We start from the raw sequence: 26,064 nt of genomic DNA on the forward strand, positions 1-26,064 counted from the left end.
CGGCCGGCGGCGCGCCGGCCGCCGGGCGGCTCAGCGGTGGAGCCGCGGGTAGATCCGGCCCAGGCGCTCCCGCTCGGCCTCGGCGATCGCCGGCCCGTGGTAGCTGTTGATCTCGACCTCGATCCGGGGCGCCACCGTGGGGAGCGCGTCGTCGTTCGCCACGACGTGCTCGGCGATGTGGGCGACCTGGTCGCGGTATTCGATCGGGTCGTAGTGGAAGGGGTTGTCCATGGCCGTGTCTCCTCTCGGCCCCGTCGATGCCCGGCGCGAGCCTGTCGTGACACCCCATGTGGGAGATGAGTATTGTTGATGCAATGAACTCAAGAGATCAAATGATCTGATGCTCTGGATCACGCTCGTTGATCGCGCCGCGCCGGCGGCGGTCATGGGGCGTCCAGCGTCACCCGCATCGCGAAGGTCCGGCGCTCGCCGGGCGCCAGCAGCGCCATGCCGGGCTTCTCCGTCACGTCGCCGTCGAAGCCGGCCGGGCTGGCGTGGCCCGACCAGGGCTCGATGCACAGGAAGGGCGCGCCGGGCTTCGACCAGATGCCGAGCTGCGGCATGTCGGCGAAGTCGACCGTGAGGCCGCGCCCGCCCGGCGTGCCGTAGCGCACCGAGCGGCTGCGGGGGCTGAGGAAGATCAGCGCGTCGTCGTCGAACAGGTGGGGCGTGAGGGCGAGCGTCCGGCCCTCCACCGGCGAGGGCCGGGGCTCGTCGGACAGGAGGCCGCCCGCGACGGCGGCGATCGGCCCGGGCTCCTCCTCGGCGAAGGTGACGACGGGGTCGGCCCCGTAGGGCAGGGGGCGGCGGAAGGCCGGGTGGAAGCCGAAGGACGCCGGCATGGGGATGGCGCCGGCGTTCCGCACCGTGCCGGCGATGGTCAGGGTCGCGCCCTCGACCCGGTAGTCGAGGTCGAGCGCGAAGTCGAACGGATAGGCGTGGCGGGTGGCGTCGTCAGCGGTGAGGTGCAGCCGGCAGGACGCGCCGTCGTGCGCCATCAGGCGGAAATCGGAGGTGCGGGCGATGCCGTGCTGGCGCATGGGGTGGGCGACGCCGTCCACCATCAGGCGGTCGCCCTTCAGCCGGCCGACGATCGGGAACAGGATCGGCGCCCGCCCGGTCCAGTAGGCCGGGTCGCCGTCCCACAGCAGGTCGCGGCCCGCCTCGTCCCGCAGCCGCACGAGCTCGGCCCCGTGCAGGGCGACCTCGGCCCGGAGCTGCGGTGTGCCGATCTCGACCGTCTCAGCCCTGCCGTCAGCCATGCGCCCGTCCCCCGCTGGATCTCGCGGGGAACATCATGGCGCGATCGGGCGCCGCCGTCATCCGGCGCATGGACAGAGGCGGTCCGGCGCCCCATCCTCCCGGACGCGACGGAGCCCCCATGCGCGCCTTCCACCACCCCGACCAAGTTCTGCACGCGCCGCAGCAGTACATGCGCTTCGGCCGCCTCGCCCCCGTGCGCGACCTGCCGGCCCGCACCGAGCGGCTGCTCGGCGCCCTGGCCCGGCGCGGCGTCGCGGTCGAGCCCCCGCCGGCGCTGGGCACCGGCCCGGCGCTCGCGGTCCACACGCCCGCCTACCTGCGCTTCCTCGAGACCGCCTGGGCGCGTTGGGAAGCCCTGCCGGACCGCGGCCCCGAGGTCTGGCCCAACACCTTCCCGTATTGGAGCGGGCGGCCCGGCGAGGCGGCGCGTCCGGACTGCCCGGCGACGGGGCTGATCGGCCAGGCCGGCTGGTACCTCGGCGACCTGTCGGTGCCCATGGGGCCGGACACCTGGACCTCGGCCCTGCGCTCGAACGAGACGGCCGCCGCGGCGGCCGACGCCCTGGTGGCCGGCGAGCGCTCCGCCTACGCGCTGTGCCGCCCTTCCGGCCACCACGCCCGCGCCGACCGCGCCTCGGGCTTCTGCTACCTCAACAACACGGCGGTGGCGGCGCGGCGGCTCGGAACCCGCTTCGCCCGCGTGGCGATCGTCGACGTCGACGCCCACCACGGCGACGGCACGCAGCAGATCTTCTACACGAGCGCGGACGTGCTCACCGTCTCGATCCACGCGGACCCGAGCGACTACTACCCGTTCTACACCGGCTACGCCGCCGAGGCGGGCCACGGCGCCGGCGAGGGCTTCAACCTGAACCTGCCGCTGCCGCACGGCTCCGGCGGCGACGCCATGGCGGCGGCGCTCGACGCGGCGGCCGAGCGGGTGCGCGGCTTCGGCGCCGAGGCTCTGGTGGTGGCGCTCGGCTTCGACGCCCACCGCGACGACCCGATCGGCGTGCTGAAGCTCGACGCCGCGGATTTCCACGCGGTCGGGCGGCGGCTCGCCGCGCTCGGCCTGCCCACGCTCGTCGTGCAGGAGGGCGGCTACGCGCTCGACGCCATCGGGCCCTGCCTCGACGCCTTTCTGGAGGGCTTCTCCGCTTGAGAATCAACCCGCTCGTCGCCGCCACGGCGCCCCCGCCCGTCCCCGCGGCGGCGCTCTGGCGGGCCGCCTACGACGGCCGGCACGGCCCGCTCGTCGACCTCGCCCAGGCGGTGCCGGGCGTGCCGCCGCCGGACGCGCTGCTCCAGCGCATGGCCGCCGCCGCGGGCGACCCGGCCCACGCCGGCTACGGGCCGATCACAGGCGAGCCGGCCCTGCGCGCCGCCCTCGCGGCCGACGTGTCGGCGCTCTACGGCGCCGCGGTCGCGCCCGACGAGGTCGCGATCACTTCGGGCTGCAACGAGGCCTTCGCGGTCGCCATGATGGCGGTGGCGGGGCGGGGCGAGGAGGCGATCGTGCCGACGCCCTGGTACTTCAGCCACAAGATGGCGCTCGACATCCAGGGCATCGTGGCGGTGCCGCTGTTCTGCCGCGCCGCCGACGGCTTCGTGCCCTCGGTCGCGGCCGCGCGGGCGCTGATCGGCCCCGCCACGCGCGCCATCGTGCTCGTGTCGCCCAACAACCCCACCGGCGCCATCTACCCGCCGGAGGTTCTGGCCGGCTTCCTGGCGCTGGCGCGGGAGGCCGGCATCGCGCTGGTGCTGGACGAGACCTACCGCGACTTCCTGCCCGGCGGCGCGCGCCCGCACGGCCTGTTCCGCGACCCGAACTGGCGGGACGCGCTGATCCACCTCTACTCCTTCTCGAAGAGCTACGCCGTGCCGGGCCACCGGCTCGGCGCCGCCGTGGCGGGCCGCCCGCTGCTGGCCGAGGTCGCCAAGGTGCTCGACTGCGTCACCATCTGCCCGCCCCGCGCCGCGCAGGCGGCTGTCGCCTGGGCGGTGGAGGGCACGCGCGGCTGGCGCACCGGCACGCGGGACGCCGTCGCGCGCCGCGCGGCGCTCTTCGCCGCGGCGGTCGCGGCGGCGCCGGGCTGGTCGGTGTCGGCGATCGGCGCCTATTTCGCCTACGTGCGCCACCCGCTCGGCGGCTCGGCCGAGGCCGCGGCGGAGCGGCTCTGCGCCGAGGCGGGCCTGCTGGCGCTGCCCGGCTCCTTCTTCGGCCCCGGCCAGGAGGACCACCTGCGCTTCGCCTATCCCAACCTCGGCGACGACGCCGTGGCGGGCCTGGCGGAGCGCCTCGCGATCCTCGGAGGAGCCCGATGAAGATCACCGCGATCGAGACGCTGCGCACGGCCGAGTTCGCCAACGTGCTGTGGGTGCGCGTGCACACCGACGCCGGCGTGGTCGGCCTCGGCGAAACCTTCTACGTCGCCGGGGCCGTCGAGGCCCACCTCCACGACACGCTGGCGGGCCGGCTCCTGGGCAAGGACCCGCTCCACATCGAGGCCCTGCACCGCGAGATGCTGAACCTGCCGATGGCGCAGGCGAGCACCGGCGTCGAATACCGCGCGGCCTCGGCGGTCGACATCGCGCTCTGGGACGCCTTCGGCAAGGTGTGCGGCCAGCCCGTGCACCAGATGCTCGGCGGCCTGTGCCGGCCGCGCCAGCGCATCTACAACACCTGCGCGGGCTACGGCTACGTGCGCTCGAACGACATCAAGCCGGTCTCCACCTGGAACTTCGACGAGTCCGCCGGGCCCTTCGAGGACCTCAACGGCTTCATGACCCGCGCCGACGCCCTCGCCGAGAGCCTGCTGGAGCAGGGCATCACGGCCATGAAGATCTGGCCCTTCGATCCGGCCGCCATCGCCAACGACGGCGTGCACATCACGGTCGACGAGCTGAAGGCCGCGCTCGACCCCTTCGAGAGGATCCGCCGCGCGGTCGGCGACCGCATCGAGATCATGGTCGAGATGCATTCGCTGTGGAACCTGCCCATGGCGAAGAGGATCGCCCGCTGGCTCGAGCCCTACGCGCCGACTTGGCTGGAGGACCCGATCCGCATGAACTCGCCGCAGGCGCTGGCGGAGCTGGCGCGCTCCACCCCCACCTGGATCTGCGCCAGCGAGACGCTCGGCTCGCGCTTCCCCTACAAGGACATGCTGGACCGGGACGCGATGAGCGTCGTGATGGCGGACCTGTGCTGGACCGGCGGCCTGACCGAGGGGCGCAAGATCGCGGCCCTGGCCGACACCTACCACCGCCCCTTCGCGCCGCACGACTGCGTGGGGCCGGTCGGCTTCGTCGCCGGCATCCACGCCTCCTTCTCGCAGCCCAACACGCTGATCCAGGAAAGCGTGCGCGCCTTCTACACGGGCTGGTACAGGGAGCTCGTGACGGTGATGCCGACGATCGCGGACGGCCACGTGCTGCCGATGGAAGGGCCGGGGCTCGGCACGGAGCTTCAGCCGGCCGTGTTCGCGCGGTCCGACCTGTCCGTGCGGCGCTCGGAGCTGTGACGGTGGCCGGATTGTTCGATCTTTCCGGGCGCACCGCGCTCGTCACCGGCTCCTCGCGCGGGCTCGGCCGCGCCATGGCCGAGGGGCTGGCCGAGGCCGGCGCCGCGCTGGTGCTCAACGGCGCCGACGCGGGGCGCCTCGCCGCGACCGCTGCGGCGCTGCGGGCCGCCGGCCACACGGTGCACGAGGCGCCCTTCGACGTGACCGACGAGGCCGCCGTGGTGGCGGCCTTCGGGCGGCTCGACGCCGAGGGGATCGCCGTCGACGTGCTGGTCAACAACGCCGGCATCCAGTTCCGCCGGCCCATGGTCGAGCTCGACACCGCCGACTGGCGCCGCGTGATCGACACCAACCTGACGAGCGCCTTCGTGGTCGGGCGCGAGGCGGCGCGACGCATGATCCCGCGCGGGGCCGGCAAGGTCGTCAACATCGGCTCGCTGACCAGCGCGGCGGCGCGCGCCACGGTGGCGCCCTACACGGTGGCCAAGGGCGGCATCAAGATGCTGACGCAGGCCATGACGGCCGAATGGGCGCGCCACGGCATCCAGGCCAACGCCATCGGGCCCGGCTACATGCTGACCGACATGAACCAGGCGCTGGTCGACGACCCCGCCTTCAACGATTGGGTGGTGGGCCGCACGCCGGCGCAGCGCTGGGGCCGGCCCGAGGAGCTGGTCGGCGCCGCGGTGTTCCTGGCCTCGCGCGCCTCCGACTACGTCAACGGCCAGATCATCTACGTGGACGGGGGGATGCTGGCGGTGCTGTGAGGACGGTGCCGGCGTCGCCAGGGCGGCCGGAACAGGGCCGCGGCTGCGCGCGTCCTCGTCCCCGCGGTCGGCTCAGTTCTTCCTCTTGCCCCGCACGGCGTCCTGGGTTCGCGTCAGGTTGCGCTCCGCGGTGGCATAGTCGCGCTGGGCCACGAGCACGAAGATCGCATCCAGCATGGTGAGCTGGGCGACGCGGGCGGCCGCGTTCTCGCCGAGCAGCGGCGAGCCGCGCGCCGTCGAGCACAGCACGACGTCGGCCGCCTCGGCGATCGGCGAGCCGAGGTAGTTGGTCACCGCGATCGTCCTCGCACCGTTGCGGCGCGCGAGCTGGAGCGCGTCGAGCACGATCAGCGTCGCGCCGCTGTGCGAGAAGCCGATCGCGAGGTCGTCCTGGCCGAGCAGGCCCGCCGACATCGCCATCATGTGGGCGTCGTCGAAGACGGTGGCGCGCACGCCGATGCGCAGCATCTTGTGCGACACGTCCCGCGCAATCTGGGCCGAGCCGCCGACGCCGTAGAGGTCGCGCCGCCGCGCGGCGTGGATCAGGCCGGCGGCGCGCTCGAAGGCCTCGACGTCGGCGATCGCCAGCGTCTCCTCCAGCGCCTGCGTCGAGGCGCGGAACACCTTCTGGATGATCTCGCCCGCCGTGTCGTCCGGCGACAGCTCCTCGTGCATCTCGGCGATGGGCAGGCGGACGTATTCGGCGACGTTGGCGCGGAAGTCGCGGTAGCCCGCGAAGCCCAGCTTCTTGGCGATCTTCACCACCATGGCCTCGGACACGCCGGCGTCCTCCGCCACGTCCTTCAGGGCCGTCGCGTCGCTGAAGTCGCGGCGGCCGAACACGGTGTCGACGACCCGCGCCTCGAGCGGGGTCAGGTTCGGCATCATCATCCGGATCCGCGGACCGACCGACTTCGGATCCGTCACGTCCGTCATCGTCCCTCTCCTCACGGCCGCGGCCGCCGAAGCGCCGCCTCGCCCCACACTGCCCCGATGGGGCCGCCGAGCGTCAAGGCTCTCGTCGAAGGCTTCGCGGGACAGGAAGCTCGCACCATGGAGCCCGGGAGGCCGAGGGGCAGGGCACGGGCTCACGGGCCGGCCACGCGAGGACGCTCCGGCGGCCGGAGCCGCGCTGTGGTGGACATCGCCGTGGGGCGGGTCGTCGCCGGGTGCATGGAAGCCTCTCCTGATCGAGCCGGTCCGACGGCGCCGGGCAGCGCGGAGCCGTCGGATCTGCGGATGCGATCTTCATAAGATCATATCCGATCGTGATCTTGTAGTGATCGCGCTCACGAAACCTGTGCTGCCGAACCCATCCCGTCTCGCGCTTCGCGGGGCTGCCTGGGGTGCAACGCCGAATTCCGCTCGGAGTGCCGGGCGGAGACGGGTGCGAAGGCGGTGAGATTTTTCACCGCGGCTACTTTACAAAAATACGGAAATCTGTGATTTTGTGGCCAATCACAGGGAGGCCAAACCGGTGCAGTCCACCCCGCCGCGCTTCGCGACGCGCTTGAATTCCTTCGCGTCCAAGCCCGACGCGTACTGGCCTGCGGGCCACGGCAAGCCGACGCCGCTCCAGATGGCGGAGCGCGCCGCCACCGCGGAAGGCCTGACCGACGTGGACCTCAACTACCCGGACCACCTCGGGCCCGACGCGCGGGCGACCGGGCAGGCGATCCGCGACCTCGGCCTGTCGGTCAACGGCCTCGCGATGCGCTACTACTCGAACCCCGCCTTCAAGATCGGTGCCTTCACCAACCCCGACCCGGCGGTGCGGCGCGAGGCCATCGACCTCACCAAGCGCGGCATCGACGCCGCCCGCGAGGCGGGCTCGAACCTGATGACGATCTGGCTCGGCCAGGACGGCTTCGACTACGCGTTCCAGGCCGACTACGCCGCGGTCTGGGCTCAGGAGGTCGAGGGCATCCGCGAGGTTGCGGCGCACGACCCGGAGTGCCTGATCAGCATCGAGTACAAGCCCAACGAGCCGCGCTCCTACTCGCTCATGCCCGACTGCGCCACGACGCTGCTGGCGCTCAAGGAGGTCGGGATGCCGAACACCGGCGTGACGCTCGACTTCGCCCACGTGCTCTACGCCGACGAGCAGCCCGCCTTCGCGGCGGCCCTCATCGCCCGGCACAGCCGCCTGCTCGGCGTCCACCTCAACGACGGCTACGCCAAGCGCGACGACGGGCTGATGGTGGGCGCGGTCCACTCGGTCCAGACCATCGAACTCCTGCGCGAGGTGAAGCGCTCCGGCTTCGACGGGCCGATCTACTTCGACACCTTCCCCGACCTCACCGGCCTCGACCCCGTGCGGGAATGCGAGGCCAACATCGCCACCGTCGGCCGGATGCTCCGCGTCGTCGAGCGGCTCGACGCCGACAACCGCCTGTCCGCCGCCATCGCGCTGCAGGACGCCGTCTCGACGCAGACCATCGTGCGGGACGTGATGTTCGGGCCCTGACAGGCCCGACCCAGATCCGTCGGCCGCCCAACGAGGCGGCCGGACCGATATCAGCTTCGTCCAGGAGGAAACACCATGAAAGCGCTTCTGCTCGCCGGCGTCATGACGCTGGTCCTGTCCCCGCTCGCCGCCCAGGACCTCAAGCCCCTCAACTCCGACAGCGAGCCCGACCGGATCGACTGGTCGCAGCTCGCCGCCAAGTTCGGGCCCTTCCCGAAGATGCCGGCCGGCACGAAGGCCGGCGGCGTGTCGAAGACGCTCACCAACGAATACTGGCGCTTGCTCGGCCAGGGCTACGAGGCCTTCGGCAAGGCCGCCGGCGTGCCGGTCACCTACCAGGCGGCGCAGAGCGAGGGCGACCAGCTCGGCCAGCTGTCGATCGCCGAGAACATGATCACGCAGGGCTACAGCGTCCTGCTCCTGTCGCCCCAGACCGACGCCAACCTCCAGCCCGCGCTCGACGAGGCCAAGGCGGCCGGCATCCCGGTCGTCAACGTCAACGACGCCGTGATCCCGCAGGCGGCCCACTACGTCGGCAACGTCCAGCGCGACAACGGCGTGCGCGTGGCCCGCTGGTTCATCGCCAACCGGCCGGCCGGCGGCAAGGTCGCCGTGATCGAGGGCCAGGCCGGCGTCTACGCGGCCGTGCAGCGCACCGACGGCTTCAAGGCGACGCTCGCCAAGGACGGCTCCAAGTTCCAGGTGGTGGCCAGCGTGCCCGGCAACTGGGACCGCCAGCTCTCCTACGACGACGCCACCACCATCCTGCAGCAGCACCCCGACCTCGTCGGCTTCTACTGCAACAACGACACGATGGCGCTCGGCGTGGTCGAGGCCGTGAAGGCCGCCGGCCTGCTCGGCAAGGTCGCGGTGTTCGGCACCGACGGCATCTCGGACGCCTACGTGTCGATCCGCGCCGGCGAGCTCACCGGCACGGTGGACAGCTTCCCCGTGCTCACCGGCGAGATCGCCATGGAGGCGGCGCTGCGCATCGTCGCCAAGGAGAACCTGCCCCGCGTCGTGGCGACCCCGCAGGCGCTGATCACCAAGGACAACGTCGAGCGCTACAAGGGCCAGGGCGTCGACGAGCGCAAGGTCCTGATCGAGGACGCCGCCGCCTCGAAGTGACCCGCCCGCCGGCGGCGCGCCCGCCGCCGGCACCCCCTGGAAGGACCGGCCCCGACCCATGCCCGACCCCGCTCTCCGCCTCCACATCGAGAACCTGACCAAGACGTTCCCGGGCGTGCGGGCGCTCGGCGACGTCGAGCTCCGCGTCCGCCCCGGCGAGGTCCACGCGCTGCTGGGCGAGAACGGGGCCGGCAAGTCGACCCTGCTGCGCATCATGTCGGGCGTGATGAAGCCCGACGGCGGCACGGTCGCGGTCGACGGCGCGGTGGTGGCGCTGCGGGGGCCGGTCGACGCCCGCAAGGCCGGCATCGCCATGATCCACCAGGAGCTCCAGCAGGTGCCGGAGCTGACGGTGGCGCAGAACATGTTCCTCGGCCGCTCGCTCACCCGCGGCGGGCTCTTCGTCGACCGGGCCGAACAGGAGCGGCGGGCCGCGGCCGCGCTGGCGCGGCTCGACCCCGCCATCCCGCCCGGCGCCCCCATCGGGTCGCTGAAGGTGGCGCAGCGGCAGATCGTCGAGATCGCCCGGGCGCTGCTGAAGAACGCCCGCATCATCGCCATGGACGAGCCGACGTCGAGCCTGACGCCGAGCGAGTTCGAGCGCCTCGCCGCCGTGATCGCGCAGCTCGCGCGGGACGGCGTGTCGATCATCTACGTGTCCCACAAGATGGACGAGGTGTTCAAAGTCTGCGGCCGCGCGACCGTGATGCGCGACGGCACGCTGGTCGGCGCCGTCGACCTCGCGGCCACGACGGAGGCCGCCATCGTGTCCATGATGGTGGGCCGCACGCTGGCGGTGGCGCACCATCGCTCCTCGGCGACGGACGAGACCGTGCTCAGGGTCCGCGGGCTCTCGTCCGGCACGCGCGTCGTCGACGCCGGCTTCGACCTCCGGCGCGGCGAGGTGCTGGGCATCGCCGGGCTGATCGGCGCCGGCCGGACCGAGCTGCTGCGCCTCATCGCCGGCGCCGACCGGCCGACCGCCGGCACGGTGGAGCTGAACGGCCGGCCGATCAGTACGCGCAACCCGCGCGCCGCCATCGCGGCCGGCATCGGCCTCGTGCCCGAGGAGCGCAAGCGCGACGGCATCGTGCCGCAGCGCTCGGTGGTCAACAACGTGGCGCTGCCCTCGATGAAGCGCTTCGCGCCGCGCGGCCTCGTGCGGCGAAGCGCCCTCCGCCGCACCGCGTCCGAGATCCTGCAGGGCATCAACCTGCGCCCGTTCCTGCTCGACCGCCCGATCCGCCTGTTCAGCGGCGGCAACCAGCAGAAGGCCATCATCGCCCGCTGGATCGCCGCGGGCTCGCAGATCCTGCTCTTCGACGAGCCGACGCGCGGCATCGACATCGGCGCCAAGGCCGAGATCTACGCCCTGATCGAGCGCCTCGCCGCCGAGGGCAAGTCGGTGATCGTGGTGTCCTCCGAGCTGCCCGAGATCATCCGCCTCGCCGACCGCGTCCTCGTGATGCGCCAGGGCCGCATCGCGGCCGAGCTCGGCCGCGACGCGCTGACCGAACAGGCCATCGTGGCCCACGCCGTCCCCCGCTCCGACGCCGCCTGAGCCCGGCCGCACGAACCCGAGAAGGATCAGATCCCCATGCCGGCCACCGACGACGCCGCGCTCCCCGCGCCCGCGACCCTGCCGAAGCTCCGCTTCAACCTCCGGGACTTCGGGACGCTGATCGGTCTCCTGCTGATCGCCGCCGTGTTCGCGGCCCTGGCGCCGGGCTTCCTCACCGAGCGCAACCTCCTCAACATCCTCCAGCAGTCGAGCATCAACGCCTGCGTGGCGCTCGGCATGACGCTGGTGATCATCTCGGGCGGCATCGACCTGTCGGTCGGGCCCACGGCGGCGCTGGCCGCGGTGCTGTCGGCGGCCCTGATGGCCAAGGGCGTGCCGGTGCCGCTGGCGCTGCTCGCCGGCCTCGGCCTCGGCGCGCTCTGCGGCGCCGTCAACGGGGCGCTCGTGTCCTTCGGCGGGCTCCAGCCCTTCATCGTGACGCTCGGCACGCTCAGCACCTACCGGGCGCTGGCGCTGATCTCGACGGGGGGCAACCCCATCCTGGGCGTGCCGCAGGCCTTCCGGGCCGTCGCCAACGGCAGCCTGCTCGGCATCCCGGCCTCCGTCGTGGTGGTGATCGTCGTGGCGGTGCTGGCCGGGATCGTCCTGCGCAAGACGCCCTTCGGCGAGTACCTGCTCGCGGTCGGCGGCAACGAGGAGGCGGCCCACATCGCGGGCGTGCCGATCGCGCTGGCCAAGATCGGCGCCTACGTGATGTCCGGCGTGCTGGCGGCCCTCGCGGCCCTGATCCTCATCGGCCGCCTCGGCGCCGCCGAGCCGATCCTCGGCAATCTGTGGGAGCTCGACGCCATCGCGGCCTCGGCCATCGGCGGCGCGTCGCTGATGGGCGGCAAGGGCAGCATCGTCGGGACCCTGCTCGGCGCCGTGATCCTCGGCGCGATGCGCAACGGCCTGACCCTGCTCAACGTCCAGGCTTTCTACCAGCTGCTCGCGACCGGCATCATCATCCTGCTCGCCATGCTGGTCGACCGCGCCACCCGCGGCCGGGCCTGACGCTCCGGCACCGCCCCCGCCCCGAGGATCACCATGACCGAACGCGCCCTCGTCGTCGTCGCCGGCAGCCTGCACTACGACGTCATGGTCGACGCGCCCGACCGGCCCCGCAAGGGCGAGACCGTGACGGGCCGGAGCTGGGCGCCGAAATGCGGCGGCAAGGGCGGCAACCAGGCCGTGGCGGCCGCGAAGGCCGGCGCCGGCACCGCGATGGTGGGGGCGGTCGGGGACGACGACTTCGGCCGCGCGCTCCTGGCAGACCTCGACCGGGCCGGCGTCGACCGCGCCGCCGTGGCGACCCGCGCGGGGGCCGGCTCCGGCATGAGCGTGGCGATCTTCGACGACGGGGGCGACTACGGGGCCGTGATCGTGTCGGGCGCCAACCTGTCGGCCTCGCCGGACCAGCTCGACGAGGAGCGGCTCGCCTCGGCGGGGGTGCTGGTGCTGCAGAACGAGATCCCGGAAGCCGTCAACGCGGCCCTCGCGGCGCGGGCGCGCCGGCACGGCGTGCGGACAATGCTCAACGCCGCCCCGGCCCGGCCCTTCACGACCGACCTCGCCGCGAACGTCGACGTCCTCGTGGTCAACGCCGTCGAGGCGGAGATGCTCGGCGGCGGCGCCGTCGACGGCCTGGAGCGCGCCCTCGCGGCGGCGCGGGCGCTGACTTCCCTCTGCGCGACCGTGGTGGTGACGGCGGGCGGCGACGGCGTCGCGGCGGCCGACCGCGACGGGCTGGCCCTGTCGATCCCCGCCCTGCCGATCGCGGTCGCCAGCACGCACGGGGCCGGCGACGCGTTCGTCGGCACGCTGGCGGCCGCGCTGGCGAGGGGCGCGTCCCTCGCGGCCGGGCTCGACGCGGCCAACCGCGAGGCCGCGCGGCTGGTCTCGACCCCGGAGCACCTGCGCTGACGCGCGCCGCGGACCGCCGGGGGGCTCGCCGTTCACCGCCCTGCGCTTCGCGCCCGGCGAAGGCCGGCCGGTCCGCGGCGGCTGTGATCTCGGCCGGGCCCGCGGCGATCGCCCGCGAACCGCCAGCGCCGACCTCCTCTGCCGTGCCTTCCTTCGGGGCCGCGGTGGCTCGCTTGCCGCCCCGGACGCGAGCCGTTAATCACGCGCCTCAGCCGGGCGGGACGCGTCGGCGTCATCGGAAGCGGATCAGCATGCGCATCGCCATCATCGGCTCGGGCTACGTCGGCCTGGTATCGGGCGCCTGCTTCGCCGACTTCGGCCACGCCGTGGTGGCGGTCGACAACGACCCCGCCAAGGTCGCCATGCTGCGGCGGGGCGAGATGCCGATCTACGAGCCGGGCCTCGCCGACCTCGTGGCCTCCAACGCCCGCGCGGGCCGCCTTTCCTTCACGGCGGACCTGCCCGCCGCCGTGGCCTCGGCCGAGGTGGTGATGATCGCGGTGGGCACCCCGTCGCGCCGCGGCGACGGCCACGCCGACCTGTCCTACGTCTACGGCGCGGCGCGCGAGATCGCCGCGGCGCTCGCCGGCCCCACCGTGGTGGTGACGAAGTCCACCGTGCCGGTCGGCACCGGCGACGAGGTGGAGCGCATCATCCGCGAGGCCCGTCCCGACGCGGAACTCTCCGTGGCGTCGAACCCCGAGTTCCTGCGCGAGGGCGCCGCCATCGAGGACTTCAAGCGGCCGGACCGCATCGTGCTCGGCGTCGAGGACGCCCGCGCGCGCGCCGTGATGCAGGAGCTGTACCGCCCGCTCTACCTCAACCAGGCGCCGATCGTGTGGACCTCGCGCCGCACGGCCGAACTGACGAAATACGCCGCCAACGCCTTCCTGGCGACCAAGATCACCTTCATCAACGAGATCGCGGACCTGTGCGAGCGCGTCGGCGCCGACGTGCAGGAGGTCGCCCGCGGCATCGGGCTCGACAACCGCATCGGCCCGAAGTTCCTGCACGCCGGGCCGGGCTACGGCGGCTCCTGCTTCCCGAAGGACACGCTGGCCCTGATCAAGACCGGGCAGGACCACGGCGCCTCGCAGCGCATCGTCGAGACCGTCGTGGCGGTCAACGACCAGCGCAAGCGCTCCATGGCCAAGAAGGTCGTCGCGGCCTGCGGCGGGTCCCTGCGCGGCAAGGCCGTCGCGGTGCTGGGCCTGACCTTCAAGCCCAACACGGACGACATGCGCGACGCGCCGGCGCTGGCGCTGATCGCGGCCCTGCAGGACGGGGGCGCCCGCGTGCGCGCCTACGATCCCGAGGGCATGGAGGCGGCGCGGGGCATGGTGGAGGGCATCGCCTTCGCGCCCGACCCCTACGCCTGCGCGGAGGGCGCCGACGCGCTGGTGATCGTGACCGAGTGGGACGCCTTCCGGGCGCTCGACCTCGACCGCATCAAGGCGCTGATGCGGGCGCCGGTGCTGGTCGACCTGCGCAACATCTACCCTCCGGAGGAGGTGGCGCGCCACGGCTTCAGCCACACCGCGATCGGCCGCCCGGCCTGACCGGAAACGGCGGGGGCGAGCCGCTCGAGCGTCACCACGCGTCGCATCGACACGGCGGGAGCGGGTTTGCTGTTCGCCGATCTGGGTTCGGCCCTGTAGCTTGGCAGGGCGGCCGAGCCGTGGCGCGCGTCGTCGATCACCTGAGCGTCACGGGGTTGGATCATCGCCTCAGGGCCTGCCCTGATCCGGTCGAGATGCGACACGGGCAGGCGATCTGATCGTTGGCCCAGGGTCACGCGATCGGGGCGACGTCGAAGGTCACCGGCTTCGGCACCCGCTCGATCGAGCCGTTGCTGAAGCGTCATTGCATGAGCCGCAATGAGTCTGCCTGGCGAGAGTCGATGGCCGCCCAGGTGAGCTAGCTCACCTGGGCGCGCTTTGCTGCGATGGACTGGGGATCACGCCGCTTCGGCGGGGGCCTTGGCGGCCTCGGCGGCGGCGCGCTCCTGGGCCTTCTTCTTCGGCTTGGCCTTCTCGGGGTTGTTGTAGACGGGCTTCTCGACCGCGCCCACGGAGGCGAGGAGCTTCATCACGCGCTCGGTCGGCTGCGCGCCCTTGGTCATCCAGGTCTTGGCCTTCTCGGCGTCGATGACGAGGCGGTTCGCGTCCTCGGAGGGCTTCAGGGGGTCGAAGGTGCCGATCTTCTCGACGAAGCGGCCGTCGCGCGGCGCGCGGGCGTCGGCGACGACGATGCGGTAGAACGGACGCTTCTTGGCGCCCCAGCGGGCGAGGCGGATCTTCAGAGCCATGGTCTAGTTCCTTGCGGGGGTTGGTGGTTCTTCATCGCTGTTGCGTTGAATCAGTCGGTCGATGTCGCCGAGGGGGTCGTCGGACAGCCCCTGCGACGCGTAGACCTCGACGTCGACGGTGCCGTCCTCCAGCACGTCGATCTCCCAATACTCGCCCGGCACGTTGACCACGAGCGACATGGCGTCGTCGCGGTAGGCCGCCGGAGCATAGGTGAGGTCGGCGCCGCTCAGGCGCTCGCGGAGCGCGTTGAACACCGTGAACATCTTGGAGGTGGGCCCGTTGTCGGTCACTTCTTCTTGCCCCCGAAGGGGTTGAAGCCGCCGCCGAGCCCCGGCAGGCGCGGGCCGCCGAGGCCGGGCAGGTTCGGCGGCAGCTTCGCGCCGAGCGAGGCGCCGAAGTTCGCGGGCATCTGCGGGATGCCGCCGCCCGGGCCGCCCTTGATGCCCATCTGCTTCGCCATGGCTTCGAGCTCGGCCGGGCTCGGCTCGGGCATGCCGCCCATCCCGCCGGCACCGCCCAGCCCGAACATCTGGGCCATCTTGCCGAGGCCGCCCTTCTTGGCGCCGCCCATCATCTTCATCATGTCGGCCATCTGCCGATGCTGCTTGAGCAGCTTGTTGACGTCCTCGACCTTCATGCCGCAGCCGGCCGCGATGCGCTTCTTGCGCGACGCCTTGAGGATGTCCGGGTTGCGCCGCTCCTTCACGGTCATGGAGGAGATGATGGCGCGCTGGCGCTTGATGACGCGCTCGTCGATGTTGGCGTCGGCCATCTGCTGCTTGAGCTTACCGACGCCCGGCATCATCCCCATGATGCCGCCGATGCCGCCCAGCTTCTCCACCTGGGCGAGCTGCATCGACAGGTCCTCGAGATCGAAGCGCCCCTTGCGCATCTTCTCGGCCATCTTGAGGGCCTGCTCGGCGTCGATCGACTCGGCGGCCTTCTCGACCAGCGAGACGATGTCGCCCATGCCGAGGATGCGGTCGGCGATGCGGGACGGGTGGAAGTCTTCCAGCGCGTCCATCTTCTCGCCGGTGCCGAGCAGCTTGATCGGCTTGCCCGTGACGGCGCGCATCGACAGGGCCGCGCCGCCGCGGCCGTCGCCGTCGATGCGGGTCAGCACGATGCCGGTGATGCCGACGCGCTCGTCGAAGCTCTTGGCGAGGTTGACGGCGTCCTGGCCGGTCAGGCTGTCGGCGACGAGCAGGATCTCGTGCGGCCTGGCGGAGGCCTTGATCTCCGCCATCTCGGCCATGAGAGGCTCGTCGATGTGGGTGCGGCCGGCCGTGTCGAACATCACGACGTCGTAGCCCTGGAGGCGCGCGGCCTGCTCGGCGCGCCGGGCGATCTCGACGGGCGTCTGGCCCGCGACGATCGGCAGCGTGTCGACGCCCACTTGGCGGCCGAGGACGGCGAGCTGCTCCTGCGCGGCCGGGCGCTTCACGTCGAGCGAGGCCATCAGCACGCGGCGGTTCTGCCGGTCGACGAGGCGGCGGGCGATCTTGGCCGTGGTGGTGGTCTTGCCGGCGCCCTGCAGGCCGACCATCATGATCGCCACCGGCGCGGGCGCGTCGAGGTCGATCGGCTGCGCGTCCGAGCCCAGCGTCTCGATCATCACGTCCGACACGATCTTCACGACCATCTGGCCGGGCGTGACGGACTTGACCACGTTGGCGCCCACCGCGCGCGCCTTCACCTTGTCGGTGAAGCTCCGCACCACGTCGAGCGCGACGTCGGCCTCCAGCAGGGCGCGGCGCACCTCGCGCATCGCGGCCGTGACGTCGGCCTCGGTCAGCGCCCCCCGGCGGGTCAGCCCGTCGAAGATGCCGGACAGCTTTTCCGTCAGTCCTTCGAACATGGCGATCTCCGATCGGGCGTGCGGCAAGCCGCGGTGAAAAGGCCAACAGGGAACGCGCCCGAGGGCGCAACGCGCTGTCGGACGTTCGCCTCCGCGCTCGCGGCGCGGTCGGCGTTGGCGGGCCTCGATCGAGGCCGTGACACTCCCTAGGGCAGGGGAGGCGGGGGTGTCAACGCCGTGCCAGGGCGACGCCGGCGTGTTAAGGATTCCGGCATGCATCGCCCGAACAGGAGCCGCCCGTGAACCGATTCCTCGGCCCGATCGGACCGGCCGCGACGGTCTGCGTCCTGGCCGCCGCGCTCGGCGGCTGCCAGAACCCGCAGCCCGTCGGCAGCCTCGCGGCCCCGGGGCTCGACGCGTCTCCGGCCGCCGTGCAGGCCATGGAGGGCGCCATCGTCGCCTCCTTCGCGGCCTGCAAGGGCGAGCGGCACTTCCGGACGCGCTACGTCCCGCAGATCAAGATCTCGCTCGACCGCGAGGGCGCCTTCGCGGCGCCGCCCGTCCTGGTCAACCCGTCGAACAGGCGCGAGGACAGGAGGATGGCCGAAGCCGCGCTCGTGGCGGTCAACCGGTGCAATCCCGTCACGGCCGTCCGGTCGTACCAGCCCTACTACCAGTACTGGCACGAGTACGTCCTCGACTTCGCGCCGAGCTGAGGGGGCGGCACGCCGGACGGGCGCGGGCGACGCGCGGCGGCCCGGCCCGAGCCCCTGAACACCAGCACGCCGTCCGGACCCCAGCATGATCAATCCCCTCGAACTCGGCCTCGACACGTTCGGCGACGTCACCGCCGGCCCGGACGGTGCCCCCCTGACCCACGGCCAGGTGATCCGCGACCTCGTCGACGAGGCCGCCGTGGCGGACGAGACGGGCGTCGATTTCTTCGGCGTCGGCGAACACCACCGCGCCGACTTCGCGGTGTCGTCGCCCGAAACCGTGCTGGCCGGCATCGCGGGGCGCACGCGCCGCATCCGCCTCGGCTCCGCCGTCACCGTGCTGAGCTCGGACGACCCGGTGCGCGTGTTCCAGCGCTTCTCCACGCTCGACGCGCTGTCGTCGGGCCGCGCCGAGGTGGTGCTGGGGCGCGGCTCGTTCACGGAGTCGTTCCCGCTCTTCGGCCACGACCTCGGCGACTACGAGGCGCTGTTCGAGGAGAAGCTCGACCTCTTCGCCGCGCTGCTGAAGGGCGGCCCGGTGACGTGGCGCGGCTCCGTGCGGGCGCCGCTCGCCGGCCAGGAGGTGTTCCCCGCCGTCGAGGGGAGCCTCCGCGCCTGGGTCGGCGTCGGCGGCAGCCCGAAGTCGGTGGTGCGGGCCGCGCGCCACGGCTTGCCGCTGATGCTGGCGATCATCGGCGGCGACCCGATGCGCTTCGCGCCCCACGTCGACCTCTACCGCCGCGCCTGCGCGCAGTTCGGCATCCCGGTGCCGCCGGTCGGCGTCCACTCCCACGGCCACGTGGCCGACACCGACGCCGAGGCCCGCGACGGGCTGTGGCCCGACTACCGGCGCATGCGCGACCGCATCGGCGCCGAGCGCGGCTGGCCGCCGATGCGCCGCGCGGAGTTCGACGCCGAGGCCGACGGCGGCTCGCTCTACGTCGGCTCGCCCGACACGGTGGCGCGCCGCATCGCCGCCACGGTGCGCGGCCTCGGCCTGTCGCGCTTCGACATGAAATACAGCGCCGGCCCGCTGTCCCACGCCAGGATGATGCGCTCGGTCGAGCTCTACGGCACGAAGGTGATCCCGCGCGTGCGCGAACTGCTGGAAGGACCCGCCGCTTGAGAACGCTCCTCGCCCTCCTGCTGTGCCTCGCGCTCGGCGCCTGCGCCAACGCGGACGGCTCGCGGCCGCGCCTGAGCGCCGACGCGCCCTCGGGCGCGGCGGGCTTCAACGGCGGCTACGCCGGCGCGAACTACGGCTTCAGCAACCTCAACACCAAGGCGACGCCGTTCTGAGGCTCCGCGGGGCGGGGTGGGGCGCGCCGGCTCAGCTCCCGAACAGGTTCATCGGCGTCTCGATCGACGGCAGGATGCGGTGCCAGGCGAGGTCGAGCTCGCGGTCCGCCTGCCGGATGATCTCGCCCGCGTCCGCCAGGGCGCGGGCGATCGACCACCAGGGTTCGATGAAGCTCGACGGCAGCGGGGGGCCCAGCGGGGGCGCCTCCGCGGGGCGCAGGTCCTCGACGTAGGGACGGTGCACCCGCCTCTGCCCGGCCGCGGTGAGGCCGGCCCGCACCCTGGCCCGGAGCGCGATCGCGTCCGCGATGGCCCGGTCGGCGCGAGCGTAGAGCGCGTCGTCCGACGCGGTCGGGTCCAGGGGCATGCGGCAGCGCTCCGGCGATCGGGGGAGCGCGAGCGTCTCTCAGCCGTCGGCGCCCGAGATCGATGGCCGACGATGGCGCTGGTCTGACAAAACTGCGCGCCGGTGTCGACCACCTTCCTCGCGGCTGGGCCGCGCGCCGACGTCGCACGGCCGGGCCGCACGGTCGCGGAAGTCGCGCGGGGCCGGGCCGGGGGGCTACCGCGCCGCGGCGCGATGGGGCTAATCTCGCAGCCGCGAAGGAGACCGCCCATGGCCTGCACACTGCCCCGCGCCGCCTACGGCGACATGTTCGGCCCGACGACCGGCGACCGGCTGCGCCTCGCCGACACGGCCCTCGTCATCGAGGTCGAGCGCGATTTCACGGTCTACGGCGAGGAGGTGAAGTTCGGCGGCGGCAAGGTCATCCGCGACGGCATGGGGCAGAGCCAGGCGAGCCGCGCGCAGGGCGCCCTCGACACCGTCATCACCAACGCGGTCGTGCTCGACCATTGGGGCATCGTGAAGGGCGACGTGGGCCTGCGCGACGGGCGCATCGTCGGCGTCGGCAAGGCCGGCAACCCGGAGATCCAGCCCGGCGTGACGCTGGTGATCGGCCCCGGCACCGAGGTCATCGCCGGCGAGGGCAAGATCCTCACCGCGGGCGGCTTCGACACGCACATCCACTTCATCTGCCCGCAGCAGATCGAGGAAGCGCTGATGAGCGGCGTGACCTCCATGCTGGGCGGCGGCACGGGCCCGGCCACCGGCACCTTCGCGACCACCTGCACGCCCGGCCCCTGGCACCTCGCCCGCATGATCGAGGCCGCCGACGCCTTCCCGATGAACCTCGGCTTCGCCGGCAAGGGCAATGCCGCGACCCCGGCCGCGCTGGTCGAGATGGTCGAGGGCGGCGCCTGCGCGATGAAGCTCCACGAGGACTGGGGCACGACGCCCGCCGCCATCGACAACTGCCTGTCCGTCGCGGACGACCACGACGTGCAGGTGATGATCCACACCGACACGCTGAACGAGTCGGGCTTCGTCGAGGACACGATCGCGGCCTTCAAGGGCCGCACCATCCACGCCTTCCACACGGAGGGCGCGGGCGGCGGCCATGCGCCCGACATCATGCGGGTGGCGGGCCTGCCCAACGTGCTGCCCTCGTCGACGAACCCCACCCGGCCCTTCACGGTCAACACGCTCGACGAGCACCTCGACATGCTGATGGTGTGTCACCACCTCGACGGCGCCATCCACGAGGACCTCGCCTTCGCGGAGTCGCGCATCCGCAAGGAGACGATCGCGGCCGAGGACATCCTCCACGACATCGGCGCGCTGTCGATGATGTCGTCGGACAGCCAGGCCATGGGCCGCGTCGGCGAGGTCATCATCCGCACCTGGCAGACGGCCGACAAGATGAAGCGCCAGCGCGGGGCGCTGGAGGGCGAGAGCGGCGACAACGACAACCTGCGGGCCCGCCGCTACGTCGCCAAATACACGATCAACCCGGCCATCGCGCACGGCGTCTCGAAGCACATCGGCTCTGTCGAGCCCGGCAAGCTCGCCGACCTCGTGCTGTGGACGCCGGCCTTCTTCGGCGTGAAGCCGGACCTCGTCATCAAGGGCGGCGCCATCGCGGCCGCGCCGATGGGCGACCCCAACGCCTCGATCCCCACGCCCCAGCCCGTGCACTACCGGCCGATGTTCGGCAGCTTCGGCCGCGCGGTCGCGGCGACGAGCCTGACCTTCGTGTCGGGGACGTCGCTCGCGAAGGGGCTCGCGGCCTCGCTCCGCGTCTCGAAGCCCCTCGTGGCGGTCGAGAACACGCGCGGGCTGCAGAAGAGCGCGATGATCCACAACGGCGCCACGCCGGATCTCAAGATCGACCCCGAAACCTACGCCGTGGTGGCGGACGGCGTGCTGCTCACCTGCCAGCCCGCGGACGTGCTGCCGATGGCGCAGCGGTACTTCATGTTTTGACCCCGGCCGGGGCGCGATGACGGCGGGCCTTTCGCCGCCGCGGCGGGCGGCCCGCCCCCTCGCGGCCGTCGTCGCCCTGTCGGCCTGGTTCGGCCTCGCCGTGCAGTTCGGCGCGACCGCGTCCCGCGTGCCGGTCCCGGCCGCCGCGTGGATCCTCGCCCGCTACTTCACGATCTGGGTGGGCCTCGCCATCGCGATCGTCTTCACGGGGCTGGCGCTGCGCCGCGGCCCGGCCTCGCCGGCGCTCATTGGCGGGCTGACGCTGAACGGCCTGCTGGTCGCGGTCGTCTACCACCTGCTGCTCGCCGGCACGCTGGTGCAGACCGGGCCGGAGCGGCTCGCCGACCTGTTCCTGCACGGCGTCACGCCCGCGCTGGTGCTGGCCTACTGGCTCCTGCGCGTGCCGCGCGGCGCCCTGCGCTACGCCGACGTCGCGCCCTGGGCCGCGGCGCCGCTGCTCTACCTCGCCGTCGCGCTCGCCCGCGGCGCGGCGGACGGGATCTACCCCTACCCGTTCCTCGACGTCGCGGCCTTCGGCCGGGCCGCCGTGGCCCGCAACGCCGCCGGCATCGCGGCGGGCTTCCTCGCCTTCGGCGCCGCGCTGGTGTGGTTCGACCGGAGGCTCGGGGGGCGGGCGGGGTGAGGGCGCGTCAGGCGTCCTCGCGGGACCTCGACCTCACCCCCGTCCGGCCCGCGCGCTCACAGCCGCGGGGAACACCGCCCGCCGGGCGCCGCCGCGGCCCGTCTCGACCCGCACGAGCAGCCGGTCGCCGACGCCGAGGTGGCTGCAGTCCTGCACCCCGCAGCCGATCGCGATCGACGGCGCGCCCGAGGCCCCGACGAGGTGGATCGTCCTGGAGCCCCGCCGCGACCGGGAGATGCCGACCACGGTGAAGCCTTCCTGCACGGCCGGAGCGTTCAGGCCGTGGAAGGCGCGCCATTCGGCGGCGAGGCCCGTGGCCATCCACCCGCACCAGGCGCCGGCCGCCACCACGACCACCAGCTTGGCCGCGGCGGCGAACCCTTCCGGGACCGGGCCGTCCAACTCCGTGCCGTCCCGCCAGAACTCGCGCACCACCGCCGCCACCCACACGCCGGCGAAGACGCCGAGGGCGATCAGCACGGCCTGGACCTGCGTGTCCACGGGCGTGAGCAGCACGGTGCGGCTCCCCTGCACCGACAAGAGGAGCGCCAGGAACACGAAGGCACTCCCGACCACGATGGCGGTCGAGACGATCGGCGAGAACAGAGACTCGGCCTCCTCGGGCCGCTCACGCTCCTCCAAGGCGATCATGGGGCCGCACCTCCGTCGCGTGAAGCGGTGGCCAACGTGACGATCGATCGTTGAAGAACGCTTATGAGTCGGGCCGCGGTCGGGAGCCGCGCAGGGGCGGATCGAGCCCCATCCCGTCAGACCATCGCCCGATAGGCGCCCGGCGTCACCCCCGCGGCGGCCTTGAAGGCGCGGGTGAGGTGGCTCTGGCTGCTGAAGCCGCAGGCGGCGGCGATCTCCGCGATGGGGCCGCGGCCGCGCAGCAGGCGCTTCGCGCGCGCGACGCGGCGATGCGTGATCCAGGCCTGCGGCGACACGCCCCGGCTCGCCGCGAAGGCGCGCTGGAAATGCGCCTCGCTGAGCCCGGCGAGCGCGGCGAGGTCGCGCAGCCGGAGGGGGGCGTCGAGGTGCGCCTCGGCGTGGTCGACGACGCGGCGGAGCAGGTGCGGCGCGAGCCCGCCCCTGAGCGCGGCCGCGCGGGAGCCGCCGCAGCGCGGGTCGACGAGGATGCGGGCGACGGCCTCCACGGTCGCCGCCTCGGCGGCCAGCGCCTCGCCCCGCAGCGTGGCCTCGGCCAGGGCCCGCAGCGCGGGGGCGACGCCGGGCGCTTCCGCGAAGGTGAGCTCCGGCACCTCCAGCAGCCGCGCGTCGCGGTCGAAGGTTTCGGCGAAGGCGCGGCGGAGCTCGGCGGGCGGCAGGTACAGGTGCACGAAGGCGAAGGGGGCCGTGATCTCCCATTCGGAGCGGGCGCCCTGCGGCAGCACGCAGAGCGCGCCGGGCCAGCCGCTCTTCGGCCGGCCGTCGACGCGCCGCGACCCGGCGCCGTTCTCGAGGTAGAGGCTGACGGTGTGGCCGTCCGGCCTGTCGTAGGTCAAGGGGTCGCTGTCGTTGCGCCAGACGGCGGCGGAGCGGCCCGAGCCGACGTCCAGCGTCGCGACCGCGCGGGCGCGCGGCGAGGCCGACAGGGTGTCGAAGATCGAGGTGGGGCCGGGTGCCATGGCGCGGGGACCGGAGCGGTGAGGACGGGGCCCGGTGTAGCGGGCCGCCGCCGCGGTGCACAGCCGGGGCCGCCATTCCACCGCAGGATCCTGCAATCGCCGCCGCGGCCGGCCCGCTAAGGACGGGGCGCCATCCCCGCCGGAGCGATCCCATGAATGCCGTGCTCTTCGCCGCGACCGTCCTGATCTGGGGCACCACCTGGATCGCCATCGCGTTCGAGGTCGGCCCCGTGCCGGTGCTGGTGTCGGTGTTCTACCGCTTCGCCGCCGCGGCCGCGATCCTGCTCGTCGCCCTCGCCGCGACGGGCCGGCTGCGGGTGCCGCCGCGGCGCGACCAGCCCTTCGTGCTGGCGCAGGCGCTCTGCCTGTTCTGCTGCAACTTCATCTGCTTCTACGCCGCGGCGGGCCGGCTCCCCTCCGGGCTGATCTCCGTGGTGTTCTCGCTGTCGACGATCTTCAACGCGGTCGGCGCGCGGGTGTTCTTCGGCGCGCCGATCACGGGGCGCACGGTCGGGGCCGCGGCGCTCGGGGTGGCGGGGCTGGCGCTGCTGTTCGGCCGCGACGCCGCGGCGGGCCTGTCCGGCGACGCGCCGACGGGGCTCGGCCTGGCCCTGCTCGGCACGCTGTTCTTCTCGCTCGGCAACATGCTGTCGCGCCGCAACAGCGCGGCCGGCGTGACGCCCGTCACCGCCACGGCCTGGGGCATGCTCTACGGCGCGCTCGCGCTGCTCGGGCTGGTCGCGCTCACCCGCACGCCCGTCGTCGCCCCGCCCGACGCGCGCTACGTCGCGGCGCTGCTCTACCTCGCGGCCGTGGGCTCCGTCGTCGGCTTCACGGCCTACCTGTCGCTGGTGGCCCGCATCGGCTCGACCAAGGCCGCCTACGCGACGGTGCTGTTCCCCGTCGTCGCCCTGGCGCTGTCCACCGTGTTCGAGGGCTACCGCTGGCATTGGACGGGCTTCGTCGGCCTCGCCCTGACGCTCGCGGGCAACGTGGTGGTGTTCACCGGCGCGGCGCCGCGCGCGCCCTCCCCGGCGGCGCCCGCCCTGGTGCCGCGCCCGCGCTGACCTCGTCCGACACGGGACCGTAGCAGTCTGAGGACTTCATTAGTCTGTGACGGAGGTCGGTGCTAAACCGTCGGTCGATCGCGCTTCGGAGCCTCCCCGCCGTGACACCCGCCCTCAGCCGCTTGACGCTCTGTCTCCTCGCCGCCCTGGCGGTCCCGCCCGCCCGGGCCCAGCAGGCGCCCGACGACCGCGCCGCGCGCCGGCCCCGCGCCGAGCGCGACGCCGCCCCGCCCGACCGGCCGCGCCCGGTGCCGCCCGACGCCGTCAGCCACCAGACGATCGAGCTGCCGGGCCGCAGCCTGCACTTCACCGCCACGGCCGGCTTCACCCGCATCGTCGCGGACGACGGCGCGCCCGAGGCCGACATCGGCATGACGGCCTACACGCTCGACGGCGCCGATCCGGCCACGCGCCCCGTCACCTTCGTGCTCAACGGCGGCCCCGGCAACGCTTCCGCCTGGCTGCAGATGGGCGATCTCGGCCCCTGGCGCATCGCCATGACGCCGGGCGCCTCCTCGCCCGCGGTGCCGCAGCCCAACGCCGACACCTGGCTCGACTTCACCGACCTCGTCTTCGTCGATCCCGCCGGCACGGGCTACAGCGCGCTCGTGCCGCCCGGGGGCGACGACGTGAAGAAGCGCCTGTGGTCGGTGGGCGGCGACATCGACGCCCTGTCCCAGGCGATCCGCCGCTGGCTCGACCGCTCGGGGCGCATCACCGCGACGAAATACCTGCTCGGCGAAAGCTACGGCGGCTTCCGCGCGCCCCTGCTGGCCCGGCGGCTGGCGGACCACGACGGGGTCGGGCTGCGCGGCCTCGTCATGCTGTCGCCCGTGCTCGACTTCGGCAACCATTCGGCGGCGCTCGACGTCCTCGGCTTCGCGACGCGGCTGCCCTCGATGGCGGCGGTGGTGCGCTCGGAGAAGGGCGAGCCCTTCGCGCGCGCCGACCTCGCCGACGTCGAAGGCTACGCCACGGGCGCCTTCCTGGCGGACGTGCTCCGCGGCGTCGCCGATCCGGCCGCCGTGGACCGCGTGGTGGACCGCGTCGGCGCCATCACCGGGCTCGACCCCGCGCTGGTGCGCCGCCACCGCGGGCTCATCGGCGGGTTCATCTTCGAGCGCGAGCACGACCGCGCCGCGGGGCGGATCGACAGCGCCTACGACGCCACGGTGTCGCTGCCGGACGCCTTCCCGGAGAACCCGGACCGCGGGCAGCCCGACCCCATGCTGGGCGCCCTCGGGGCGCCCGTCACCGAGGCGGTGCTGTGGGTCTACGACCGGCTGCACTGGCACCCCGAGGGGCAGACCTACCGGCTGTTCGCGCCCGAGGCGGCCCGGAGCTGGGACTTCGGCCGCGGCCGCGGCGAGCCCGAGTCGCTCGACGCGCTGCGCCTCGCGCTGGCGGGCGACCCGGCCCTGCACGTCCTGGTCGCCCACGGCCTGTTCGACCTCGTCACCCCCTTCGAGGGCACGCAGGTGCTGCTGAACCAGATCCCGCCGACCGCCGGCGGCGACCGGGTGAAGCTCGTCACCTACCCGGGCGGCCACATGTTCTACAGCCGCGACGCGTCGCGGGCCGCGTTCCGCGCCGAGGCCGAGAAGCTGATCGGCGGGGCGGGGCAGCCCTGAAGGACGCCCGCTCGGGC

Annotated in this window: 26 protein-coding genes; 17 read left to right on the forward strand and 9 right to left on the reverse strand. The window is 73.2% G+C overall.

Going from position 1 to position 26,064, the window contains the following annotated elements; all coding sequences use genetic code 11:
* Positions 1-30 precede the first annotated feature (30 nt).
* Both L7N97_RS18365 and L7N97_RS18370 read right to left on the reverse strand, forming a co-directional pair.
* Entirely contained in the window at positions 31-231 is a 201-nt protein-coding gene (locus L7N97_RS18365; RefSeq protein WP_237479740.1) for a hypothetical protein, read from the reverse strand.
* 152 nt (positions 232-383) lie between these two features.
* Complete coding sequence (locus L7N97_RS18370; protein ID WP_237479741.1) at positions 384-1,262, reverse strand: aldose 1-epimerase family protein; 879 nt, start codon at positions 1,260-1,262, stop codon at positions 384-386.
* Between the two features lie 119 nt (positions 1,263-1,381).
* Between L7N97_RS18370 and L7N97_RS18375 the strand changes: the two genes are divergently transcribed.
* Genes L7N97_RS18375 through L7N97_RS18390 form a run of 4 tightly spaced genes read left to right on the forward strand, consistent with a single transcriptional unit; the run spans position 1,382 to position 5,551 of the window.
* Positions 1,382-2,425 (forward strand): histone deacetylase family protein, encoded by a 1,044-nt coding sequence (locus tag L7N97_RS18375; protein ID WP_237479742.1) that lies wholly within the window; start codon positions 1,382-1,384, stop codon positions 2,423-2,425.
* Positions 2,422-3,588, forward strand: coding sequence for an aminotransferase (locus tag L7N97_RS18380; protein WP_237479743.1), 1,167 nt, complete (start codon positions 2,422-2,424; stop codon positions 3,586-3,588). Before L7N97_RS18375 ends, L7N97_RS18380 begins: the two co-directional genes overlap by 4 nt.
* Positions 3,585-4,784, forward strand: coding sequence for a mandelate racemase/muconate lactonizing enzyme family protein (locus L7N97_RS18385; RefSeq protein WP_237479744.1), 1,200 nt, complete (start codon positions 3,585-3,587; stop codon positions 4,782-4,784). Before L7N97_RS18380 ends, L7N97_RS18385 begins: the two co-directional genes overlap by 4 nt.
* 2 nt (positions 4,785-4,786) lie before the next feature.
* Entirely contained in the window at positions 4,787-5,551 is a 765-nt protein-coding gene (locus tag L7N97_RS18390) for an SDR family oxidoreductase (protein WP_428981004.1), read from the forward strand.
* Positions 5,552-5,623: 72 nt separating this feature from the next.
* Here L7N97_RS18390 and L7N97_RS18395 read toward each other — a convergent pair whose 3' ends face one another.
* Positions 5,624-6,487 carry a MurR/RpiR family transcriptional regulator gene (locus tag L7N97_RS18395; protein WP_237479746.1) on the reverse strand — a complete coding sequence of 288 codons (864 nt, stop codon included), beginning with the start codon at positions 6,485-6,487 and terminating at the stop codon, positions 5,624-5,626.
* A gap of 541 nt (positions 6,488-7,028) precedes the next feature.
* On the opposite strand from L7N97_RS18395, the gene L7N97_RS18400 reads away from it, so the two are divergent.
* From L7N97_RS18400 to L7N97_RS18425, 6 genes are all read left to right on the forward strand, one after another.
* Positions 7,029-8,018: a sugar phosphate isomerase/epimerase family protein gene (locus tag L7N97_RS18400; protein WP_237479747.1), complete on the forward strand. Its 990-nt coding sequence runs from the start codon at positions 7,029-7,031 to the stop codon at positions 8,016-8,018.
* A 75-nt stretch (positions 8,019-8,093) separates the two neighbouring features.
* Positions 8,094-9,146 carry a sugar ABC transporter substrate-binding protein gene (locus L7N97_RS18405; protein ID WP_237479748.1) on the forward strand — a complete coding sequence of 351 codons (1,053 nt, stop codon included), beginning with the start codon at positions 8,094-8,096 and terminating at the stop codon, positions 9,144-9,146.
* Between the two features lie 58 nt (positions 9,147-9,204).
* Entirely contained in the window at positions 9,205-10,707 is a 1,503-nt protein-coding gene (locus L7N97_RS18410; RefSeq protein ID WP_237479749.1) for a sugar ABC transporter ATP-binding protein, read from the forward strand.
* Positions 10,708-10,743: 36 nt separating this feature from the next.
* Complete coding sequence (locus L7N97_RS18415) at positions 10,744-11,721, forward strand: ABC transporter permease (RefSeq protein WP_237479750.1); 978 nt, start codon at positions 10,744-10,746, stop codon at positions 11,719-11,721.
* Positions 11,722-11,754: 33 nt separating this feature from the next.
* Positions 11,755-12,630 (forward strand): PfkB family carbohydrate kinase, encoded by an 876-nt coding sequence (locus L7N97_RS18420; RefSeq protein WP_237479751.1) that lies wholly within the window; start codon positions 11,755-11,757, stop codon positions 12,628-12,630.
* Between the two features lie 251 nt (positions 12,631-12,881).
* Positions 12,882-14,189 (forward strand): UDP-glucose dehydrogenase family protein, encoded by a 1,308-nt coding sequence (locus tag L7N97_RS18425; RefSeq protein WP_237479752.1) that lies wholly within the window; start codon positions 12,882-12,884, stop codon positions 14,187-14,189.
* Between the two features lie 398 nt (positions 14,190-14,587).
* Here the strand turns inward: L7N97_RS18425 and rpsP are convergent, their stop codons facing one another.
* Genes rpsP through ffh form a run of 3 tightly spaced genes read right to left on the reverse strand, consistent with a single transcriptional unit; the run spans position 14,588 to position 16,797 of the window.
* Positions 14,588-14,938: a 30S ribosomal protein S16 gene (rpsP, locus tag L7N97_RS18430; protein WP_237479753.1), complete on the reverse strand. Its 351-nt coding sequence runs from the start codon at positions 14,936-14,938 to the stop codon at positions 14,588-14,590.
* Positions 14,939-14,941: 3 nt separating this feature from the next.
* On the reverse strand, positions 14,942-15,229 hold the full coding sequence (locus tag L7N97_RS18435) for a hypothetical protein (protein WP_237479754.1): 288 nt from the start codon (positions 15,227-15,229) through the stop codon (positions 14,942-14,944).
* A complete protein-coding gene (ffh, locus tag L7N97_RS18440; protein WP_237479755.1) occupies positions 15,226-16,797 on the reverse strand; it encodes a signal recognition particle protein in 1,572 nt (523 codons plus the stop codon). Before ffh ends, L7N97_RS18435 begins: the two co-directional genes overlap by 4 nt.
* 239 nt (positions 16,798-17,036) lie before the next feature.
* On the opposite strand from ffh, the gene L7N97_RS18445 reads away from it, so the two are divergent.
* From L7N97_RS18445 to L7N97_RS18455, 3 genes are all read left to right on the forward strand, one after another.
* Entirely contained in the window at positions 17,037-17,453 is a 417-nt protein-coding gene (locus tag L7N97_RS18445) for a hypothetical protein (RefSeq protein ID WP_237479756.1), read from the forward strand.
* Positions 17,454-17,538: 85 nt separating this feature from the next.
* Positions 17,539-18,579 carry an LLM class flavin-dependent oxidoreductase gene (locus L7N97_RS18450; protein WP_237479757.1) on the forward strand — a complete coding sequence of 347 codons (1,041 nt, stop codon included), beginning with the start codon at positions 17,539-17,541 and terminating at the stop codon, positions 18,577-18,579.
* Positions 18,576-18,752: a hypothetical protein gene (locus tag L7N97_RS18455; protein ID WP_237479758.1), complete on the forward strand. Its 177-nt coding sequence runs from the start codon at positions 18,576-18,578 to the stop codon at positions 18,750-18,752. The genes L7N97_RS18450 and L7N97_RS18455 overlap by 4 nt, the downstream gene beginning before the upstream one ends.
* A 31-nt stretch (positions 18,753-18,783) precedes the next feature.
* On the opposite strand, the gene L7N97_RS18460 is transcribed toward L7N97_RS18455, so the two are convergent.
* Positions 18,784-19,119: a hypothetical protein gene (locus L7N97_RS18460; protein WP_237479759.1), complete on the reverse strand. Its 336-nt coding sequence runs from the start codon at positions 19,117-19,119 to the stop codon at positions 18,784-18,786.
* A gap of 249 nt (positions 19,120-19,368) precedes the next feature.
* Between L7N97_RS18460 and ureC the strand changes: the two genes are divergently transcribed.
* A complete protein-coding gene (gene ureC, locus L7N97_RS18465; protein ID WP_237479760.1) occupies positions 19,369-21,078 on the forward strand; it encodes an urease subunit alpha in 1,710 nt (569 codons plus the stop codon).
* A 16-nt stretch (positions 21,079-21,094) separates the two neighbouring features.
* Positions 21,095-21,721 (forward strand): Pr6Pr family membrane protein, encoded by a 627-nt coding sequence (locus L7N97_RS18470; RefSeq protein ID WP_237479761.1) that lies wholly within the window; start codon positions 21,095-21,097, stop codon positions 21,719-21,721.
* Positions 21,722-21,754: 33 nt separating this feature from the next.
* Here L7N97_RS18470 and L7N97_RS18475 read toward each other — a convergent pair whose 3' ends face one another.
* Positions 21,755-22,372, reverse strand: coding sequence for a hypothetical protein (locus L7N97_RS18475; RefSeq protein WP_237479762.1), 618 nt, complete (start codon positions 22,370-22,372; stop codon positions 21,755-21,757).
* Positions 22,373-22,488: 116 nt separating this feature from the next.
* Positions 22,489-23,430 carry a helix-turn-helix transcriptional regulator gene (locus tag L7N97_RS18480; RefSeq protein WP_487343512.1) on the reverse strand — a complete coding sequence of 314 codons (942 nt, stop codon included), beginning with the start codon at positions 23,428-23,430 and terminating at the stop codon, positions 22,489-22,491.
* A 71-nt stretch (positions 23,431-23,501) separates the two neighbouring features.
* Between L7N97_RS18480 and L7N97_RS18485 the strand changes: the two genes are divergently transcribed.
* Together L7N97_RS18485 and L7N97_RS18490 are read left to right on the forward strand one after the other, a co-directional pair.
* A complete protein-coding gene (locus L7N97_RS18485; protein ID WP_237479763.1) occupies positions 23,502-24,416 on the forward strand; it encodes a DMT family transporter in 915 nt (304 codons plus the stop codon).
* 101 nt (positions 24,417-24,517) lie between these two features.
* A complete protein-coding gene (locus L7N97_RS18490) occupies positions 24,518-26,047 on the forward strand; it encodes a S10 family peptidase (protein WP_237479764.1) in 1,530 nt (509 codons plus the stop codon).
* Positions 26,048-26,064: the final 17 nt, after the last annotated feature.

This window comes from Lichenibacterium dinghuense (genome assembly GCF_021730615.1).
Classification (GTDB): domain Bacteria; phylum Pseudomonadota; class Alphaproteobacteria; order Rhizobiales; family Beijerinckiaceae; genus Lichenihabitans; species Lichenihabitans dinghuensis.